We start from the raw sequence: 22843 nt of genomic DNA, 5'->3' as shown, positions 1-22843 counted from the left end.
TTTTAATGGTTAATGACAAATTGAGAAATAAAATCGGTTAACGTTGGGATATTACTATCCTGTATGAGACTAAAGTGATTGCCCTCACAAAGCTGGTGTTCAAAGCTTCCTGAAGTGCGTGTTTTCCATTTTCGCATTTTATTTTGCTTAGATGAATCTAAGGCTTCTAAAGCAAGAATATCAGCCTTTATTTTACCAACGGTTCTATAAGATTGTAAAAGCGAAATATTATGAGCCAGCAGCCGTTGCAACCTGTCCATATCCTTAAATTCCACCTGCTGCTGATGACTGAAATGCAATTGAAATATTTCCAGCAAAGCATCTTCCTCTTTCGCATTTCTGACATCAAAATCACTCCATCCTGCCGAAGGATCTTTATCCAGCAATATCAATCCTGCAGTATACCCCTTTCGTTCCAGCGAACGCACCGTTTCTACAGCCAGCAGCGCGCCCATAGAATACCCCAGCACGTATATTTTTTGCCCGGTACCAGCCGATATAATTTCCGCAGCAAATGACTCTGCCATTACCTGCATACTCTCATCAAAAGGTACATCATAGTCAAAACCGCGGTACTGTAATCCGTAACAACGAATTTCCTTTTCCTCCAATGCAGCCGCCAATGCTGTGAACACTGTGGAAGAGCCCACCACCGGCGGAATCATAAATAATGGCAAGTCATTACCACTGACACGATTAAGTGGTAACAATAATCCTTTATCACTGCTATCCCTGTTGATAAATTCCGCAAGGGAGCGAATAGTAGGATACTTCACCAGATCCCTGATACTCACAGTTTTATTCATCCTTTCCCATAACAGCGACATAAAGCGCATGGCCAGTATCGAATGCCCCCCTATTGCAAAGAAGTCATCTTCCGTGCTAATATTTTTCAATTGCAACACCTCCTGCCATATTTCCAGTAGTAATACTTCGATAGCATTAACCGGAGACACCTGTTCAACAGCATCGCCCGTCAGTTCCACCGGTAATGCGCCATAGTTAATTTTCCCACTCGCTGTTAAAGGAATAGCCTTCATAAAAAAGAAATAACCGGGAATCATATAGTAAGGAAGCTTTTGCGCCAGCCACCATTTCAATGCAGCAATATCATTAGAAGCATCAGACTCAATATAAGCACTCAACACATCCCTGCTACCGGCTTCTTTTCTATAGGTTACAGCCACAGTAGACACATCCGGATGCAATAACAACACCTGCTCTATCTCTGCCAGCTCTACCCGGTAACCTCTTATTTTCACCAGGTTATCCCTTCTGCCTGCAAAAACAATATCACCCTCCGGAGTCCACCTGCCTATATCCCCTGTTCTGTACAATTTTTCACCTGGTATAAAAGGATGGTCAATAAACTTCTCTTTAGTCAGATCAGGCCTGTTTAAATATCCACGGGCAATCCCCTTACCCGAAACCGTTATCTCTCCCCAGAACCCCTGTGGCAGCAATTGCTGATGCTGGTCAAGAATATAAACCTGTGTATTTATCAGCGGCTTCCCAATAGGGATGATGACTTCATTACCTGCAACCTGGTAAATAGAAGTACAAACACTATACTCCGTAGGGCCATAAGCGTTATAATAGTCAAGATAGGTGCTGTGATAGGCTGCATACTCCTTACCAGGTGCTTCTCCCGCTGTAACCAGTATACGAAGCGGCTGCAAAACCTGTTTACCCAGGCTGGCCAGGTACACCGGCGGTAATGTAGCAATGGTAACACCGCATTGCTGTAAGTATTGTACAAAAGCAACCGGCTGATTAATAACCTCCTGTGCAACCACTACTACACCCGCTGCCGAAAACAGCGCCATAAATATTTCATAAATAGCTGCATCAAATGATACAGTCGCAAACTGCAGGCTTCTGTCTGCAGGCGTTATAGCAAAGCGCCGTACCTGGTCATGTGCCAGGTTAATAGTACCACGATGCTCAATAACCACCCCTTTCGGCCTTCCCGTAGAACCCGATGTATAAATAACATAGGCCATATCTTCAGGCGTGTTCAGCAAAACAGGATTAGTAGCAGCATAACCCGGCAACTGATCAATTATCACTTCCAATCCAATCACCTTGCTTGTTACCGCAGCCAGCCAGGTTACTTCTTCTGTATCTGTAATTACCAGTAAAGGCATTGCATCATTCAACATAAAAACTATACGCTCACTCGGGTTAGTCGGGTCTATCGGCAAAAAGGCAGCTCCCGATTTTAATATGCCCAGCATCAGCATTACCTGCCATTCAGACCTGTCTGCGACAAAAGCAATAACACGGTCTACCCTATCAGAATATTCACTTCTTATCCAATGTGCCAGCCTGTTAGTTATTTCGTTCACCTGCCGATAACTCCACACACGGTCACCAGAAATGATAGCAGCATTATCCGGAAAATGAACAGCCTGATTTTCAAAATAACATTGAATAGCAGGAAAATGGAGCGCCTCTGCAAAAGCAGTACTATTAAACTGCAGCAGCAATTGGTGCTCCTCACCAGGTAAATAATCCAGGTAGGCAATAGGCTTTTCAGGCAGTTGCAGAACACTTTCCAGCAACAACTTCAGATGCCCCATCAGTTGCAGCATAAAAGCACCTTCATAAATATCCGTGTTATATTCTATATAAAAATGTAACCCGGTTTCACGCTCACTTACTACAAAAGAGATATCAAACTTGCTACCTTCCAGCTCTCCCTTTCCTGGCTGCAAGGTCATACCTTCTATCTCCAAAGCACCCTCTGTCCACTCTTCCTGGTTTTGATATACCAGCATAATATCAAATAAAGACTGTCTGTCAGCATCTGCTGCCCCTCCCAGATCAGACACAATTCTGTCAAAAGGATAATACTGATGCTCTAATGCCAGCAATACATTTTCCTTTACTTTCCCCAGCAATTTTATAAAACTATCCTGGCCCGAAAAACGGTTTCTGACAGCAAGCGTGTTTACATAAAAACCTACCTGCTGCAATAACTCTTCCCTCTCTCTGCCTGCAACTACGGTGCCTATTACCATATCGTCAATACCCAGGTAACGGTAAAACAAAGCATTAAAAGCAGCCATCAGCAACACAAACATACTGGTGCCTTCATCAGCAGCCATACCCTTTAAACGCTGGGTTAACGTATTTGAAAACTGGTAACCACACGAACTGCCATTAAAGGTTTTCCTGGCTGGCCTGTTTGCCTTTTCAGGAAGATGGATACGGGCAATATCGCCATGCAATGTTTCCATCCAGAACTTACGGTGTCTTTGGCCATGATCACTTTCCAGGTATTCCGCCTCCCACCAGGCATAATCTTTATATTGAATAGACAACAATGGAAGTAACACCTCCGGAGTATTATAAAATGCAACTAACTCAGACAACAAAATTTTCATAGACCATGCATCCGCAATAATATGATGCATATTAATAAGCAGTGTATACGCCTGCTTCTGCTGCTGTACAAGATATACCTGCAACAAAGGCCCGTTTTCAAGATCAAAAGCCTTATTAATACGTTTATGGATAAATTCATCCGACGTTACGCCTGCATCACGCAGTTGCAGCATAGTAACCACCTGGAAACAATCCGGCAATAAGTCCTTTCTCACAATATGCTGCTTTACCTCACCATTCACCACCCGGAACACCGTACGCAGTATATCATGACGCTGCACCAATAGTTCAAAGCTGTGTCGTAAACGGTCTACATCCGGCACACCTTGCAGGTAAAATACTTTAGGAACATTATAAGCCTGACGCTCTTCTGCTAATTGCTGCAATATCCACAAACGCTTCTGCGCATGAGACAAAGGATAATAATCCAACACAGGTGCAGCAGCAATCGCTTCATAACCCACCTTATCCTTACCGGATAAATAAGCAGACAGTTCACGGATCACAGGATAACGGAAAAACTCATTCAACGTAAGTTTCATTTCCAGATCACGGGACACAGCGTTCAACACCCTTAAAGCCTTTAACGAATGACCACCTAAACGGAAGAAATTTTCTGCCACACTCACAGGATGCACATCCAGCACCTCTTCCCATATACGCTGTAACTCCAACTCTAAGCCACCCGATGCAGCCACATACTCGGCTCCGCTACCTCCCTCTTCTAATCCCAATTCATACACTCCTAATTGCTGACGATCCGTTTTACCGTTCGCCGTCAAAGGCAACTGCCCTAAACGAACCACACTACGGGGAACCATATAATCAGGAAGGTTCAATTCCAGAAATCCGCGTAATTGAATAATATCTACGTTCTCATCCGTAACAAATGCAGCCAGAAAACCATCACCAGCACTATCCGTACGATATACCACACAACACTCCTGCACTATACCGCTGGAGATAATACATTGCTCTATCTCTGACAACTCCACACGATAACCACGAATCTTTACCTGGTGATCGCTGCGACCAAAACACACCAACTCACCGGAAGCAGTATACTTCCCTAAATCTCCCGTAGCATACAATCGCTCCCCGGGATAAAAAGGATGTTCAATAAAGCGCGCAACTGTTAAATCATCCCGGTGATAATAGCCGGCACTTAACCCGATACCCGATAAATAAATCTCACCCGGTAAACCAGCAGGCTGCACATGATGATGCTTATCCAGTATATAAGCACGCATATTGGGAATAGGACTACCTATCACTACACGGCTTGCAAAAGAATCGTAGTTATGACGATCTATACGCTTGTAAACAGAGCCAGCAGTAGCTTCCGCAGGGCCATAAGAGTTCAATACATATTTATCAGGATATAAAGACAGGAAACGACCTACATCCTTTACATGAATCATCTCACCTCCCAACATCAGGATACGTATTCCACTCAGCCACGAGGGTTCAAAGTCAGCACTGTTCAGTAACATCGAGAACAGCGTAGGTGTAAACTTCAGAAAGCTGATACCAGCAGACTGTACATAACGGCACAGATCAGCAGGAGACAGATACAAATCTTTACTCACTATATGCAAACAACCGCCACACAGCAATACAGGGAATAATACCGTATGACCAAGGTCAAAAGAAAAGGAAGATGTCAGAATAGTGGAATCGCTTTCATCATATTGCACCTCCTCTATAAACCAGTTCACATAGTTCATCAGGCTTTTCTGTGCAATAGGTACACCTTTAGGACGACCAGTGGAACCAGACGTATAAATCACATAAGCTAACTGATCTACATCCTGCGGCAGCAATAGATTATTAACTGGTTGTTCCTGTAAAGAAGGGGATAACAGATCCACTATCATACCGGAATATTCCAAACCTTCAGGCAGTTCACCAACAGTTACCACACAATCAACATCACTATCCGATAAAATATGTTCGATACGGGCAGCAGGCTGGCTGGTATCTATAGGCAAATAAGCACAGCCAGCTTTAAAAATGCCAATAATACCCACCATCATTTCTTTACAAGGAGGCAGCAACACTCCTACTACACTACCCGCAACAATACCATTGCTATACAGGTAATGCGCCAGTTGGTTGGCTTTACAGTTCAGATCAGCATAGCTCAGGAAGCCATTCTCATCCTTAACCGCAATGGTATCACCACTTTTAGCAGCACGCCCTTCAAACACACTACTATACGTGTTAACAGGAGCCGGACTATCTAATAAAGGCGCAGTAGACAATAACAGCCGCGATGCAGGGCTTAATAATTGCAGATCAAACAAATACTGAAGTTTATCCGCCTGTAAGCTGGCCATTAGCTCCCGGTAACCGTCCAATAAAGCATGTGCTGTTTCAACTGTAAACAGTGTGGTATTATATCCCAGGTGCAGATAAATATCTTCGCCATACTCCACCAGGCGAAGGTTCAGATCAAACTTACCACCGCGATCTGTAAAGAAGGCTTCTGATATCTCAGCCGACACCTCACCATCTTCGCCCATTTCCTGCCAGAAAGCATTTTTATTCTGCACACTGAACATGGTATCAAATAGTGGATGACGGCTTCTGTCACGATGAGGCCACACCGCTTCCAGCAATAGTTCAAAAGGATATCCCTCATGTTCAAAGTCTGAAAGCACTTCCTGTTTTAGATCTGATAAATATTCCACATAACGCTTCCCAGCCTGAATACGGCTCCGGATAGCAAGTGTATTCACAAACAACCCAACAATACCAGATAAATCAGCATGCTGACGGCCGGATACAGGCGTTCCCGTAATAATATCCTCCTGGCCACTCACGCGCCACAACAGTAATAACCACAACGACAATCCGGCCATATAAAGCGTAACTTCTTCTTCACTACACAAGCGACGCAGCAATAACACTTCATCTGCACTTAAACGAACTCCTGCAGAAGCTCCCTGCAAGGAACGCACTTCAGGACGCGCAAAATCTATAGGAAGTTCCAGCATTGGCAACTCACCGCTTAAACGATCAGTCCAGTAAGCACCATCATTCGCAAGCGGCAATTGCCCCGCAGCACTTTGCTCATGAACAGCAAAATCTTTATACTGAAACACCACAGGAGCAAGCGTCTCACCTGACAGGATACGTATAAACTCGTCCTGCAATATTGCCTGCGATAATCCATCCGTGATAATATGATGAATATCCAGCAATAACACACCGCCCAACTCTCCATTATAATAACCCGCACGAAGCAACGGGGCTACCGACAAATCAAAAGGCTTTACAAAATCCACTGGCATTGTATCACCATAAGCAGTCACACTCAATACTACAGAAGCCTGTACTATCTGAACAGGTACACCCTCCCTTTCCTCAAAGCTGGTTCGAAGTATCTCATGGCGATTTACCAACGCCTGCAAAGCAGCACCAACCTCTTCTATACCATACCCGCCAGGTAATGGCAACTGAAGCGGAATATTATAAGCAGTACTGAATGTATCAAACTGTTGCAACAAATACATACGACGTTGCGCATAAGACACAGGATAATAATCACTCACAGGCGCTGCCACCAAACCCGCATAAACCACCTGCGACTGAACAGACAGATAGCTCGCCAAACTACGGATGGTCGCATGCGTAAACAATTCTACCAATGGTATTTTTATACCACGGTCACGATGAATACGACCTATCAATGCGATGGCCTTAAGGCTCTGACCACCCAATTCAAAAAAGTTAGCTTCCACTGATAAATCAGTAGTAGCAATATGTAATACTTCGCTCCACACTTCCACCAGGTAACTTTCCAGCTCGCTGGAAGCAGCGATATAAGCCACCTCCTCCATTACAGGAGCAGGTAATGCACCCATATCGGTTTTACCATTCGCATTCAACACAAATACAGGTAACCATTGCAGGTAAGCAGGACGCATGTAAGAAGGTAAATGCTTTTCCAGGTGCAACCGGATAGCAGCCACAGCGCCTTCTTCGCCCGTGTAATAAGCAGCCAGCTGCTTATCGCCAACGGCACTTACCACCACTTTTACTGCGGCTTCCCGAACACTTTCATGCTCTTCCAGCACACGCGCTATCTCCTGGGGCTCTACACGGTAACCACGAATCTTCACCTGATTATCGCGGCGGCCACGGAATAAAATACGACCATCCTCATCCCAGCAACCTATGTCACCAGAACGATACACACGCTCACCCGGCACAAAAGGATTGGCTATAAAAGAGGTTTCTGTACGCAAAGCATCATTCAGGTAGCCGCGACTAACGCCTTCACCACCAAGCAATAATTCCCCATACACACCTTTACCCACCAACTTCCTATATACATCAGTTATATATACACGACTTTTAGAAACAGGATATCCTAAACGGATCACACCTTCCGCTATATCAGAAGGTAATACTTCCCCACATACCGAAAACGTAGTGTTCTCCGTAGGACCATAACCATTCACGATACGTACAGCAGGGCAGTGATGCATCACCTTGCCTACATGCGATACCGACAATTGCTCTCCACCTACCAGCACTTGCTTCAAACCAGCAAACAAAGCAGGAGACTCATCTGCCAGCTGGTTAAACCACGAACTGGTAAACCACATGCAGCTGATACCATAACCACTAATATAACCGGCCAGCTCAGTAGCATCCAGCAAATTCTCCAATGCAGTTACATACACGGCACCACCGTTTAACAATGCACCCCATATTTCGAAAGTGGCTGCATCAAACGACAATGAACCCGTTTGCAGAATACGATCGCTGCTATTCAACGATACATAGTTCGTATCTTTTACCAAACGAACAATGCTGCGATGCTCAACCATCACACCTTTAGGCTCACCGGTAGAACCGGAAGTAAACATGATATAAGCAAGCGAAGCGGCAGAAGAACGAAAGTCGTCATCAGGCGTAGCAATGCCTTTACTCAAAGCATCACTCAGCAGCACACAGGTAAATTCTTCACCCAGCCAGGAAGCAACATCAGCAGCATCCGTTACCACCACAGACACACCACCCGCTTTCAGCAAACGGCGTATACGGTCCTGCGGCAGATGCGATTCTATAGGAAGATAACCAGCACCGCTGCGTAAGATACCCGTCATCGCCAGCACAAAACCAGTACCACGCCCCATTACAATACCCACCAGTGATTCGGGCCACACATGACACTCCTGTTGCAAAAAACCGGATAACAAGCCGGAACGATGCCACAACTCTGTATAGGTATAGCTGACAGCACCATCGCTTAAAGCAATAGCATCACCATGCAGCTGTACTACTTCATGTAGTATAACAGGTACAGACAAATCATCAGGTACTGCGTGCACCTCACCGGAAAACTGAAGCACCTCCTGTTCTTCTGAAGCCGACAGGTACACTATATCGCGAATACGCTGCTGAGGATCACACACCACTGCTTGTAAAATGTTCACCAGGTGTGCTCCCATCCGTTCTATACGCGAAGCTTTATATAAAGAAGTATTGTATTCAATAGCCAGCCCTATATCTGAAGAAGACGCTGTAAAATGAAAAGTCATATCAAATTTACTCGTCGTAGTAACCCTCTCTCCGAAAAGAACTTCCAGATTATTTAACTCAAAAAGAGACTCTGTAGAAGCAGCATGCTCCATTACCACCATCACATCAAACAATGGAGAACGTGAACCATCCCCGGATAAACCTAGCTCTTCTACCAGTTTATCAAAAGGATAGCCCTGGTGATCATAAGCAGCAAGCAACCGGTCTTTTGCCACACGTAGATATTCGTGGAAGGACTGTTTGCCATCCACAAAATCTCTCACAGCAAGCGTGTTCACATAAAAACCGATCTGGTCAGATAATCCGGCATGATCACGCCCCGAAACAGGAGTTCCTACAATAATATCTTCCTGACCAGAATATTTCGACAACAATATCTGCACACCAGACAGCAACAACATAAACAAGCTAACGCCCGCTTCAGCACTGTATGCAGTAAGCCCGGCATTTACACTTGCAGGCAGTGATACCCGGTAACTTTTACCTTCATAGTTTTTTACAGCAGCGCGGGGATAATCTGCAGGCAGTTCTAACACAGGCAACTCTCCCGAAAACAATTGATGCCAGTAAGAGCGTGCAGCAGAAAATTTACCAGATAAAAGCTGTTCTTCCTGCCACACCGCATAGTCTTTATACTGAATATCCAGTTCAGGCAACCTGTAAGTATTACCCGTAGCAAGTCCATGATATACACGCAATAGCTCACCCAGCAATACCTGAACAGACCAACCATCAAAAACAATATGATGCAAGGTGAAGCACAACGCAGAAGACGCATTACCGGTTTTCACAAGCCGCACACGCAACAATGGACCATTCAGCAGATCAAAAGCATAACCGGATTCAGATGCCGCTATCTCATCACATAAGAACAAGGCATCAGCACTACCACTTACATCATCATACAACAGGTTTACACTAAACAATGATGCAGGAATAATCTTTTGTACAGGCTCATCGTTTACCACATCAAATACCGTACGCAGCACTTCATGACGATTTACCAACTGCTGTAAAGCATCCTGCAGCAGCGCGGGGTCTAATATCCCTTTCACATGTATATAGTAAGGTATATTATAAGCCTGCTGGGTAGCAGTCAATTGCTGCAATATCCACAAACGCTTCTGCGCATGAGACAAAGGATAATAATCCAACACAGGTGCAGCAGCAATCGCTTCATAACCCACCTTATCCTTACCGGATAAATAAGCAGACAGATCACGGATCACAGGATAACGGAAAAACTCATTCAACGTTAGTTTCATTTCCAGATCACGGGACACGGCGTTCAACACCCTTAAAGCCTTTAACGAATGACCACCTAAACGAAAGAAGTTCTCCGTCACACTCACAGGATGCACATCCAGCACCTCTTCCCATATACGCTGTAACTCCAACTCTAAGCCACCCGATGCAGCCACATACTCGGCTACGCTACCTCCCTCTTCTAATCCCAATTCATACACTCCTAATTGCTGACGATCCGTTTTACCGTTCGCCGTCAAAGGCAACTGCACTAAACGAACCACACTACGGGGAACCATATAATCAGGAAGGTTCAATTCCAGAAATCCGCGTAACTGAATAATATCGACGTTCTCATCCGTAACAAATGCAGCCAGGAAACCATCACCAGCACTATCCGTACGATATACCACACAACACTCCTGCACTATACCGCTGGAGATAATACATTGCTCTATCTCTGACAACTCCACACGATAACCACGAATCTTTACCTGGTGATCGCTGCGACCAAAACACACCAACTCACCGGAAGCAGTATACTTCCCTAAATCTCCCGTAGCATACAATCGCTCCCCGGGGTAAAAAGGATGTTCAATAAAGCGCGCAACTGTTAAATCATCCCGGTGATAATAACCAGCACTTAACCCGATACCCGATAAATAAATCTCACCCGGTAAACCAGCTGGCTGCACATGATGATGCTTATCCAGTATATAAGCACGCATATTGGGAATAGGACTACCTATCACTACACGGCTTGCAAAAGAATCGTAGTTATGACAATCTATACGCTTGTAAACTGAACCAGCAGTAGCTTCCGCAGGGCCATAAGAGTTCAATACATATTTATCAGGATATAAAGACAGGAAACGACCTACATCCTTTACATGAATCATCTCACCTCCCAACATCAGGATACGTATTCCACTCAGCCACGAGGGTTCAAAGTCAGCACTGTTCAGTAACATCGAGAACAGCGTAGGTGTAAACTTCAGAAAGCTGATACCAGCAGACTGTACATAACGGCACAGATCAGCAGGAGACAGATACAAATCTTTACTCACTATATGCAAACAACCGCCACACAGCAATACAGGAAACAATACCGTATGCCCCAGGTCAAAAGAAAAGGAAGATGTCAGAATAGTGGAATCGCTTTCATCATATTGCACCTCCTCTATAAACCAGTTTACATAGTTCATCAGGCTTTTCTGTGCAATAGGTACACCTTTAGGACGACCAGTGGAACCAGACGTATAAATCACATAAGCTAACTGATCTGCATCCTGCGGCAGCAATAGATTATTAACTGGTTGTTCCTGTAAAACAGGGGATAACAGATCCACTATCATACCGGAATATTCCAAACCTTCAGGCAGTTCACCAACAGTTACCACACAATCAACATCACTATCCGATAAAATATGTTCGATACGGGCAGCAGGCTGGCTGATATCTATAGGCAAATAAGCACAGCCAGCTTTAAAAATGCCAATAATACCCACCATCATCTCTTTACAAGGAGGAAGTAACACTCCCACTACACTACCTGTTGCTATACCGTTATTATGCAGATAGTGCGCCAGTTGGTTGGCTTTATAGTTCAGATCAGCATAGCTCAGGAAGCCATTCTCATCCTTAACCGCAATGGCATCACCACTTTTAGCAGCACGCGCTTCAAATACATTACTATATGTGTTAGCAGGAACAACACTGTCTAACAGTGCCGCAGTAGACAATAACAGCCGCGATGCAGTGCTTAATAATTGCAGATCAAACAAATACTGAAGTTTATCCGCCTGTAAGCTGGCCATTAACTCCCGGTAACCGTCCAATAAAGCATGTGCTGTTTCTGCTGTAAACAGTGTGGTATTATATCCCAGGTGCAGATAAACATCTTCTCCATACTCTACCAGCCGAAGGTTCAGATCAAACTTACCACCGCGATCTGTAAAGAAGGCTTCTGATATCTCAGCCGACACCTCATCATCTTCGCCCATTTCCTGCCAGAAAGCATTTTTATTCTGCACACTGAACATGGTATCAAATAATGGATGACGACTTCTGTCACGATAAGGCCACACCGCTTCCAGCAGTAGTTCGAAAGGATATCCCTCATGTTCAAAATCAGAAAGCACATTGTTCTTTACTGTTTTCAGAAACTCCTTATATCGTTGACTCTCCGTAATCTTATTACGGATCGCAAGCGTATTCACAAACAACCCGGCTATACCGGCTAAATCAGCATGTTGGCGTCCAGATACAGGCGTGCCCGTAATAATGTCCTCCTGGCCACTCACGCGCCACAGCAGAAGTGACCACAACGACAACCCGGCCATATAAAGCGTAACACCTTCTTCACTACACAAACCACGCAGAAAAAGCACTTCATCTGTATTTAAACGAACTTCCGTAGAAGCCCCCTGCAAGGAACGCACTTCAGATCGGGCAAAATCTACAGGAAGCTCCAACACAGGCAACTCTCCGCTCAAACGGCTTGCCCAATACTCACTATGCCCCGCAAGCTGCAACTGCCCCGCAGCACTCTGCTCATAAACTGCATAATCTTTATACTGGAACGGCACGGGTGCCAGCACTTCGCCTGACAATAACCGGATGAACTCATCCTGCAATATCGCCTGCGATAATCCATCCGTGATAATATGATGAATATCCAGCAATAGCACTATTCTGTTTCCACTGTTATAATAACCTGCCCGAAGTAACGGAGCTACAGATAAATCAAAAGGCATCACAAAACCATCCGCCTCTACACCATCGTAAGCGTTCAATTCAAGCGTTACAGATGCATGTACCACCTGAACGGGCACACCCTCTCTCTCTTCAAAACTGGTTCTAAGCACTTCATGGCGATTCACTAACTTCTGCAAAGCCACAGACACCTCCTCTATGCTATATCCATCCGGCAACGGTAACTGAAGCGGAATATTATAAGCAGTACTGAATGTATCAAACTGCTGCAACAGGTACATACGGCGCTGTGCGTAAGACACAGGATAATACGCATTCACAGGCGCTACCACTAAACCTGTATAAACTACCTGCGACTGAACAGACAGATAGCCGGCCAAACCACGGATGGTGGCATGCGTAAACAATTCCACCAAAGGAATCTTTACGCCACGGTCACGATGAATACGACCAATCAATGCGATAGCCTTAAGGCTCTGGCCACCCAATTCAAAAAAGTTAGCTTCCACAGACAAACCAGCGGCAGAAATATGCAGTACCTCACTCCACACATTTACCAGGTATACTTCCCACTCAGTAGCTGCAGCCGTATAGGAAGTTTCTTCCATTACCGGGGCAGGCAACGCCTTCATATCTGTTTTACCACTGGCATTCAGTGCAAATACAGGCAACCATTGCAGATAGGTAGGACGCATATAAGAAGGTAAATGCTTTTCCAGGTACAATCTGATAGTAGCCACAGCGTTTGCTTCGCCTGTATAATAAGCGGCCAGTTGTTTATCGCCACCAGCACCCACCACCACTTTTACAGCTGCCTCGCGCACAGCTTCGTGCTTCTCCAGTACACGGGCAATTTCCAGAGGTTCTACCCTGTAGCCACGTATCTTCACCTGGTTATCGCGACGGCCGCGGAATATGATACGTCCATCCTCATCCCAGCAACCAATGTCACCAGAACGGTATACCCGCTCACCCGGCACAAAAGGATTGGCAACAAAAGCTGCCGCTGTGCGTAAAGCATCATTCAGGTAGCCACGGCTTATACCCTCCCCCCCTAACAGCAATTCACCATAAACGCCTTTTCCTGCCAGGTTTCCATGCTTATCTACAATATAGGTGCGGCTTTTAGAAATAGGCTTTCCAAGACGAATAATACCCGACAGGATATCTTCTTTCCTTACATCACCACAAACGGCAAATGTGGTATCTTCTGTAGGTCCATAGCCATTCGTAACTACCAGATGCGGACAACTGGCCATCACCTTTCCTACATGCACAACCGACAATTGCTCCCCACCCACTAATATCTGCTGCAGGCTGCTGAACAAAGAAGGATCTTCATCAGCCAGTTGATTAAACCACGAACTGGTAAACCACATCCGTGTAATGCCATACTGCTGAATAAACAATCGTAACCGGGTAGTATCCAGTAAATGCTCAAGCGCAGTAATATACAAGGTTCCACCGTTTAACAACGCACCCCATATTTCAAAAGTGGCCACATCAAAAGTCAGGGAGCCACCCTGTAAAATCTTATCCTTGTTGTTCAACCGCACATAATTGGTATCTCTTACCAGGCGTACAATCCCCCTATGCTCAATCATCACCCCTTTTGGCTCTCCGGTTGATCCGGAAGTAAACATGACATAAGCCAGCGACGATTTACTGATAGCCACCTGGCTCACCTGTGCACCCTCCCTCATCGCCACCTGTATATCTACGCATGGCATATACCCATCACTTACCATTTCGGCTATAGCAGTATTGTTTGTAAGCACTGCCGCTACGCCACCCACCTTTAATAAGAGGCGAATACGATCTTCCGGTAAATGAGACTCTATAGGTAAATAAGCGGCACCACTACGCAGGATACCTGCCATAGCCAAAATGAAATCAGGTCCCTTATCCATCACAATCCCCACCAACGCTTCAGGCTTCACCTTACATTGTTGCTGAAGATAACCAGCTATGCGGCCAGACTTATTCCAAAACTCATCATAGGTATAGTTAGTGATGCCATCACTCAAGGCAATAGCATCACCATGCTGCTGTACCATTTCGTATAACAAAGCAGGAACAGACAATGCTTCAGACACTACACTCACTTCTCCCGAAAAACTTCGTAACTCCTGCTCCTCAGCAGCAGACAGGTACACCATATCACCAATACGCTGTTTTGCATTGTTTGCTATAGCATTTAATATGTTAACCAGATGCCCCACCATACGCTCTATGCGGGAACACTTGTATAAAGAGGTGTTATATTCAATACCCAGGCTTATTTCCGCAGAAGATTCTGTAAAGTGAAAGGTCAAATCAAACTTACTCGTTGTAGTAACGCTTTCACCAGGAAATACTTCCAGCTTGTTCTTCTCAAAAAGCGACTCTGTAGAAGCAGCATGCTCCATCACCACCATCACATCAAATAATGGAGAACGCGAACCATCTCCGGATACACCTAGTTCCTCTACCAGTTTATCAAATGGATAGCCCTGGTGATCATAAGCAGCAAGCAACCGGTCTTTCAACACCTGGATATATTCTTCGAAGGATTGATTGCCATCGATATACCCCCTGATAGCAAGTGTATTTACATAAAAACCAATCTGGTCAGCCAATCCCGCATGATCACGCCCCGAAACAGGAGTTCCTACAATAATATCTTCCTGACCAGAATATTTCGACAACAATATCTGCACACCAGACAGCAACAACATAAACAAGCTAACGCCCGCTTCAGCACTGTATGCAGTAAGCCCGGCATTTACACTTGCAGGCAGTGATACCCGGTAACTTTTACCTTCATAGTTTTTTACAGCAGCGCGGGGATAATCTGCAGGCAGTTCTAACACAGGCAACTCTCCCGAAAACAATTGATGCCAGTAAGAGCGTGCAGCAGAAAATTTACCAGATAAAAGCTGTTCTTCCTGCCACACCGCATAGTCTTTATACTGAATATCCAGTTCAGGCAACCTGTAAGTATTACCCGTAGCAAGTCCATGATATACACGCAATAGCTCACCCAGCAATACCTGAACAGACCAACCATCAAAAACAATATGATGCAAGGTGAAGCACAACGCAGAAGACGCATTACCGGTTTTCACAAGCCGCACACGCAACAATGGACCATTCAACAGATCAAAAGCATAACCGGATTCAGATGCCGCTATCTCATCACATAAGAACAAGGCATCAGCACTACCACTTACATCATCATACAACAGGTTTACACTAAACAATGATGCAGGAATAATCTTTTGCACAGGCTCATCGTTTACCACATCAAACACCGTACGCAACACTTCATGACGATTTACCAACTGCTGCAAAGCATCCTGCAGCAGCGCGGGGTCTAAAATCCCTTTCACATGTATATAGTAAGGTATATTATAAGCCTGCTGGACAGTAGTCAATTGCTGCAATATCCACAAACGCTTCTGCGCATGAGACAAAGGATAATAATCCAACACAGGTGCAGCAGCAATGGCCTCATAACCCACCTTATCCTTACCGGATAAATAAGCAGACAGATCACGGATCACAGGATAACGGAAAAACTCATTCAACGTAAGTTTCATTTCCAGGTCACGGGACACAGCGTTCAACACCCTTAAAGCCTTTAACGAATGACCACCTAAACGGAAGAAATTTTCTGCCACACTCACAGGATGCACATCCAGCACCTCTTCCCATATACGCTGTAACTCCAACTCTAAGCCACCCGATGCAGCTACATACTCGGCTCCGCTACCTCCCTCTTCTAATCCCAATTCATACACTCCTAATTGCTGACGATCCGTTTTACCGTTCGCCGTCAAAGGCAACTGCACTAAACGAACCACACTACGGGGAACCATATAATCAGGAAGGTTCAATTCCAGAAATCCGCGTAATTGAATAATATCTACGTTCTCATCCGTAACAAATGCAGCCAGGAAACCATCACCAGCACTATCCGTACGATATACCACACAACACTCCTGCACTATACCGCTGGAGATAATACATTGCTCTATCTCTGACAACTCCACACGATAACCACGAATCTTTACCTGGTGATCGCTGCGACCAAAACACACCAACTCACCGGAAGCAGTATACTTCCCTAAATCTCCCGTAGCATACAATCGCTCCCCGGGATAAAAAGGATGTTCAATAAAGCGCGCAACTGTTAAATCATCCCGGTGATAATAGCCGGCACTTAACCCGATACCCGATAAATAAATCTCACCCGGCAAACCAGCAGGCTGCACATGATGATGCTTATCCAGTATATAAGCACGCATATTGGGAATAGGACTACCTATCACTACACGGCTTGCAAAAGAATCGTAGTTATGACGATCTATACGCTTGTAAACAGAGCCAGCAGTAGCTTCCGCAGGGCCATAAGAGTTCAATACATATTTATCAGGATATAAAGACAGGAAACGACCTACATCCTTTACATGAATCATCTCACCTCCCAACATCAGGATACGTATTCCACTCAGCCACGAGGGTTCAAAGTCAGCACTGTTCAGTAACATCGAGAACAGCGTAGGTGTAAACTTCAGAAAGCTGATACCAGCAGACTGTACATAACGGCTCAGATCGGAAGGAGACAGATACAAATCTTTACTCACTATATGCAAACAACCGCCACACAGCAATACAGGGAATAATACCGTATGACCAAGGTCAAAAGAAAAGGAAGATGTCAGAATAGTGGAATCGCTTTCATCATATTGCACCTCCTCTATAAACCAGTTCACATAGTTCATCAGGCTTTTCTGTGCAATAGGTACACCTTTAGGACGACCAGTGGAACCAGACGTATAAATCACATAAGCTAACTGATCTACATCCTGCGGCAGCAATAGATTATTAACTGGTTGTTCCTGTAAAAAAGGGGATAACAGATCCACTATCATACCGGAATATTGCAAACCTTCAGGCAGTTCACCAACAGTTACCACACAATCAACATCACTATCCGATAAAATATGTTCGATACGGGAAGCAGGCTGGCTGGTATCTATAGGCAAATAAGCACAGCCGGCTTTAAAAATGCCAATAATACCCACCATCATCTCTTTACAAGGAGGAAGTAACACTCCCACTACACTACCTGTTGCTATACCGTTATTATGCAGATAGTGCGCCAGTTGGTTGGCTTTATAGTTCAGATCAGCATAGCTCAGGAAGCCATTCTCGTCCTTAACCGCAATGGTATCACCACTTTTAGCAGCACGCGCTTCAAATACATTACTATATGTGTTAGCAGGAACAACACTGTCTAACAGTGCCGCAGTAGACAATAACAGCCGCGATGCAGGGCTTAATAATTGCAGATCAAACAAATACTGAAGTTTATCCGCCTGTAAGCTGGCCAATAACTCCCGGTAACCGTCCAATAAAGCATGTGCTGTTTCAACTGTAAACAGTGTGGTATTATATCCCAGGTGCAGATAAACATCTTCGCCATACTCCACCAGGCGAAGGTTCAGATCAAACTTTTCGCCCTGATCAAAACCATCCTCCTCCTGTTCACCAGTAAGCCAGACTTCCTTCCAGAACGCATTTTTATTCTGCACACTGAACATAGTATCAAACAGCGGGTGACGGCTTCTGTCGCGATGCGGCCAAACTGCTTCCAGCAATAATTCGAAAGGATAATCTTCATGCTCAAAATCTGAAAGCACATTATTCTTTACTGTTTTCAAAAACTCGTCATATCGTTGACTGCCGGTAATCTTATTACGGATCGCAAGCGTATTCACAAACAACCCTACAATACCGGATAAATCAGCATGTTGCCGACCAGATACAGGTGTACCCGTGATAACATCATCCTGACCACTTACACGCCACAGTAGCAATAACCACAACGACAATCCGGCCATATAAAGTGTCACCTCCTCTTCGTTACACAAACGGCGCAGAAATAACACTTCTTCAGCACTCAATTTAATACCCAGAGAAGTACCCTGTAAGGAACGCACTTCAGGGCGGGCAAAATCCACAGGAAGCTCCAACACGGGCAAATCGCCGCTGAAGCGATCGGCCCAATAATCGCCATGCCCGGAAAGCTGCAACTGACCAGCAGCCCCTTGTTCGTAAACAGCATAATCTTTATATTGAAACACAACCGGAGCAAGCACTTCTCCTGATAGTATACGCATCAACTCATCCTGCAATATCGCCTGAGATAATCCATCCGTAATAATATGATGAATATCCAGCAATAACACACCGCCAAGCGCTCCCTTACAATAACCTGCACGAAGCAGCGGAGCCACAGACAAATCGAAAGGAGCCACTATAGCATCCAAATTAACCTTTTCACACGCTTTCACTTCCAGTTTCACAGAAGCCTGCACTACCTGAACAGGCACACCCTCCCTTTCCTCAAAGCTGGTTCGAAGTATCTCATGGCGATTTACCAACGCCTGCAAAGCAGCACCAACCTCTTCTATACCATACCCGCCAGGTAATGGCAACTGAAGCGGAATATTATAAGCAGTACTGAATGTATCAAACTGTTGCAACAAATACATACGACGTTGCGCATAAGACACAGGATAATAATCACTCACAGGCGCTGCCACCAAACCCGCATAAACCACATGCGACTGAACAGACAGATAGCCCGCCAAGCCACGGATGGTCGCATGCGTAAACAATTCTACCAATGGTATTTTTATACCACGGTCACGATGAATACGACCTATCAATGCGATAGCCTTAAGGCTCTGGCCACCCAATTCAAAAAAGTTAGCTTCCACTGATAAATCAGTAGTAGCAATATGTAATACTTCGCTCCACACTTCCACCAGGTAACTTTCCAGCTCGCTGGAAGCAGCGATATAAGCCACCTCCTCCATTACAGGAGCAGGTAATGCACCCATATCGGTTTTACCATTCGCATTCAACACAAATACAGGTAACCATTGCAGGTAAGCAGGACGCATGTAAGAAGGTAAATGCTTTTCCAGGTGCAACCGGATAGCAGCCACAGCGCCTTCTTCGCCCGTGTAATAAGCAGCCAGCTGTTTATCGCCAACGGCACTTACCACCACTTTTACTGCGGCTTCCCGAACACTTTCATGCTCTTCCAGCACACGCGCTATCTCCTGGGGCTCTACACGGTAACCACGAATCTTCACCTGATTATCGCGGCGGCCACGGAATAAAATACGACCATCCTCATCCCAGCAACCTATATCTCCGGAACGATATACCCGCTCACCCGGCACAAAAGGATTGGCTATAAAAGAGGTTTCTGTACGCAAAGCATCATTCAGGTAGCCGCGACTAACGCCTTCACCACCAAGCAATAATTCCCCATACACACCTTTACCCACCAACTTCCCATATACATCAGTTATATATACACGACTTTTAGAAACAGGATATCCTAAACGGATCACACCTTCCGCTATATCAGAAGGTAATACTTCCCCACATACCGAAAACGTAGTGTTCTCTGTAGGACCATAACCATTCACGATACGTACAGCAGGGCAGTGATGCATCACCTTGCCTACATGCGATACCGACAATTGCTCTCCACCTACCAGCACTTGCTTCAAACCAGCAAACAAAGCAGGAGACTCATCTGCCAGCTGGTTAAACCACGAACTGGTAAACCACATGCAGCTGATACCATAACCACTAATATAACCGGCCAGCTCAGTAGCATCCAGCAAATTCTCCAATGCAGTTACATACACGGCACCACCGTTTAACAATGCACCCCATATTTCGAAAGTGGCTGCATCAAACGACAATGAACCCGTTTGCAGAATACGATCGCTGCTATTCAACGATACATAGTTCGTATCTTTTACCAAACGAACAATGCTGCGATGCTCAACCATCACGCCTTTAGGCTCACCGGTAGAACCGGAAGTAAACATGATATAAGCAAGCGAAGCGGCAGAAGAACGAAAGGCGTCATCAGGCGTAGCAATGCCTTTACTCAAAGCATCACTCAGTAGCACACAGGTAAATTCTTCACCCAGCCAGGAAGCAACATCAGCATTATCCGTTACCACCACAGACACACCACCCGCTTTCAGCAAACGGCGTATACGGTCCTGCGGCAGATGCGATTCTATAGGAAGATAACCAGCACCGCTGCGTAAGATACCCGTCATCGCCAGCACAAAACCAGTACCACGCCCCATTACAATACCTACCAGTGATTCGGGCCACACATGACACTCCTGTTGCAAAAAACCGGATAACAAGCCGGAACGATGCCACAACTCTGTATAGGTATAGCTGACGGCCCCATCGCTTAAAGCAATAGCATCACCATGCAGCTGTACTACTTCATGTAGTATAACAGGTACAGACAAATCATCAGGTACTGCGTGCACTTCACCGGAAAACTGAAGAACCTCCTGTTCTTCTGAAGCCGACAGGTACACTATATCGCGAATACGCTGCTGAGGATCACACACCACTGCTTGTAAAATGTTCACCAGGTGCGCTCCCATCCGTTCTATACGCGAAGCTTTATATAAAGAAGTATTGTATTCAATACTAAACGAAACAGCTTTACCTGTTTTTTCAAATTCAATATTCAGATCAAACTTAGCTGTCTTATGCTCCTGTGCTTCATAACTTACAACTACATCTCCTAATTGCGGCAAAGCGGACTGCTCACCTGGTATAAACGAAAACATCACCTGGAACAATGGATGACGGCTTATATCACGGGATGTTTCCACTGCTTCCACCACCTGTTCAAATGGAACAGCCTGATGCGTATAAGCAGCAAGCATCTCTTCTTTCACCCGCTGAAGCATTTCTGCAAACGATGCATTGCCCGGTACACGGGTACGTATAGCAAGTGTATTCACAAAAAAACCGATCAGCAATTCCAACGCTGTCTCGCTACGGCCTGCTACGGGCGTACCCACACATATATCATCCTGCCCACTATATCGATGCAGTAATACCTTAAAAGAAGCCAGCAATAACATATACAGCGTAACCCCTTCCCGTAAGGCCAGTTCTTCCAGCTTACTCCCCAGGCTATCAGGCAACTGAAAAACCAGCTGCGCACCGTCTGTACCTAAAACCACCGGGCGCAGATAATCTGCCGGCAACTCCAGCACCGGCACTCCTGTTAATTGCTGCTTCCAGTAAGCAAGCCCGGCCACCTGCACATCCTTACGTTGCGCCCGTTGCCAGCATGCATAATCGGCATATTGAATGCCCAACAAAGGCAATACCGGCACACGCTGTTCCAGCTTAGCCTGGTATAACTCAGATAACTCACGAATAAATACGGCAACAGATGCCCCGTCCGAAGCAATATGATGCATCACTAACACCAGTATATGCTCCACATCAGAAATCTGTATTAACTGCACACGGAACGGATAATTCAAAGACAACAGAAAAGGGCGCTCTATAAACCCGGCAATTACAGACGTCAGCAAAGCTACATCCTGTTGATTCATCAGCAACAAAGGCTCCATGCTCCAGGAATGTTCACGGCCAATTTCCTGGTACCCCACCCCGTCCTTTTCATGTATCAGCGTGCGTAATATATGATGACGGTTCACCATTTCCCCCAAAGCCATTTCCAGCAGGGCAATATCCAGCCTGCCTTTTAAACGCAACACTGCCGGTATATGATATTGTGCACTCCCTTGTAGCTGATCTATCACCCACAAACGCTCCTGCGAAAAAGACAAAGGCACCACAGAACCCGCTTCTCGTGCAGGTATGAGTGAAACATCTGCAACAGGTTTATTTTTTAAATAAGCAATCAGTTCAGTTTTTCTTTCGCTCAATTCAGCTTTAATAGCTTCACTAAGGCTGGCTCCCTTTTTCGCCATCACTTTTATATTGCCATCCGACAGGGAAACCATAATACCTTCCGTCTTCAGCTTAATCAAGAAGTCTAACGTATTTTTCATACCGCAATTAGGTT

General features: G+C 45.3%; 1 protein-coding gene. It reads right to left on the bottom strand.

The window, feature by feature from the left end:
- Positions 1-2 precede the first annotated feature (2 nt).
- Positions 3-22829 (bottom strand): non-ribosomal peptide synthetase, encoded by a 22827-nt coding sequence (locus FLA_RS09405; RefSeq protein ID WP_096510867.1) that lies wholly within the window; start codon positions 22827-22829, stop codon positions 3-5.
- Between the last annotated feature and the right edge of the window lie 14 nt (positions 22830-22843).

Origin of the sequence: Filimonas lacunae (assembly GCF_002355595.1) — a bacterium.
Classification (GTDB): domain Bacteria; phylum Bacteroidota; class Bacteroidia; order Chitinophagales; family Chitinophagaceae; genus Filimonas; species Filimonas lacunae.
This window is presented reverse-complemented; position numbering and strand designations above follow the sequence as displayed.

What these genes read in the sequence shown, in the direction of transcription:
- FLA_RS09405 (WP_096510867.1), bottom strand. Translation starts at nt 22,829, where the DNA reads ATGAAAAATACGTTAGACTTCTTGATTAAGCTGAAGACGGAAGGTATT.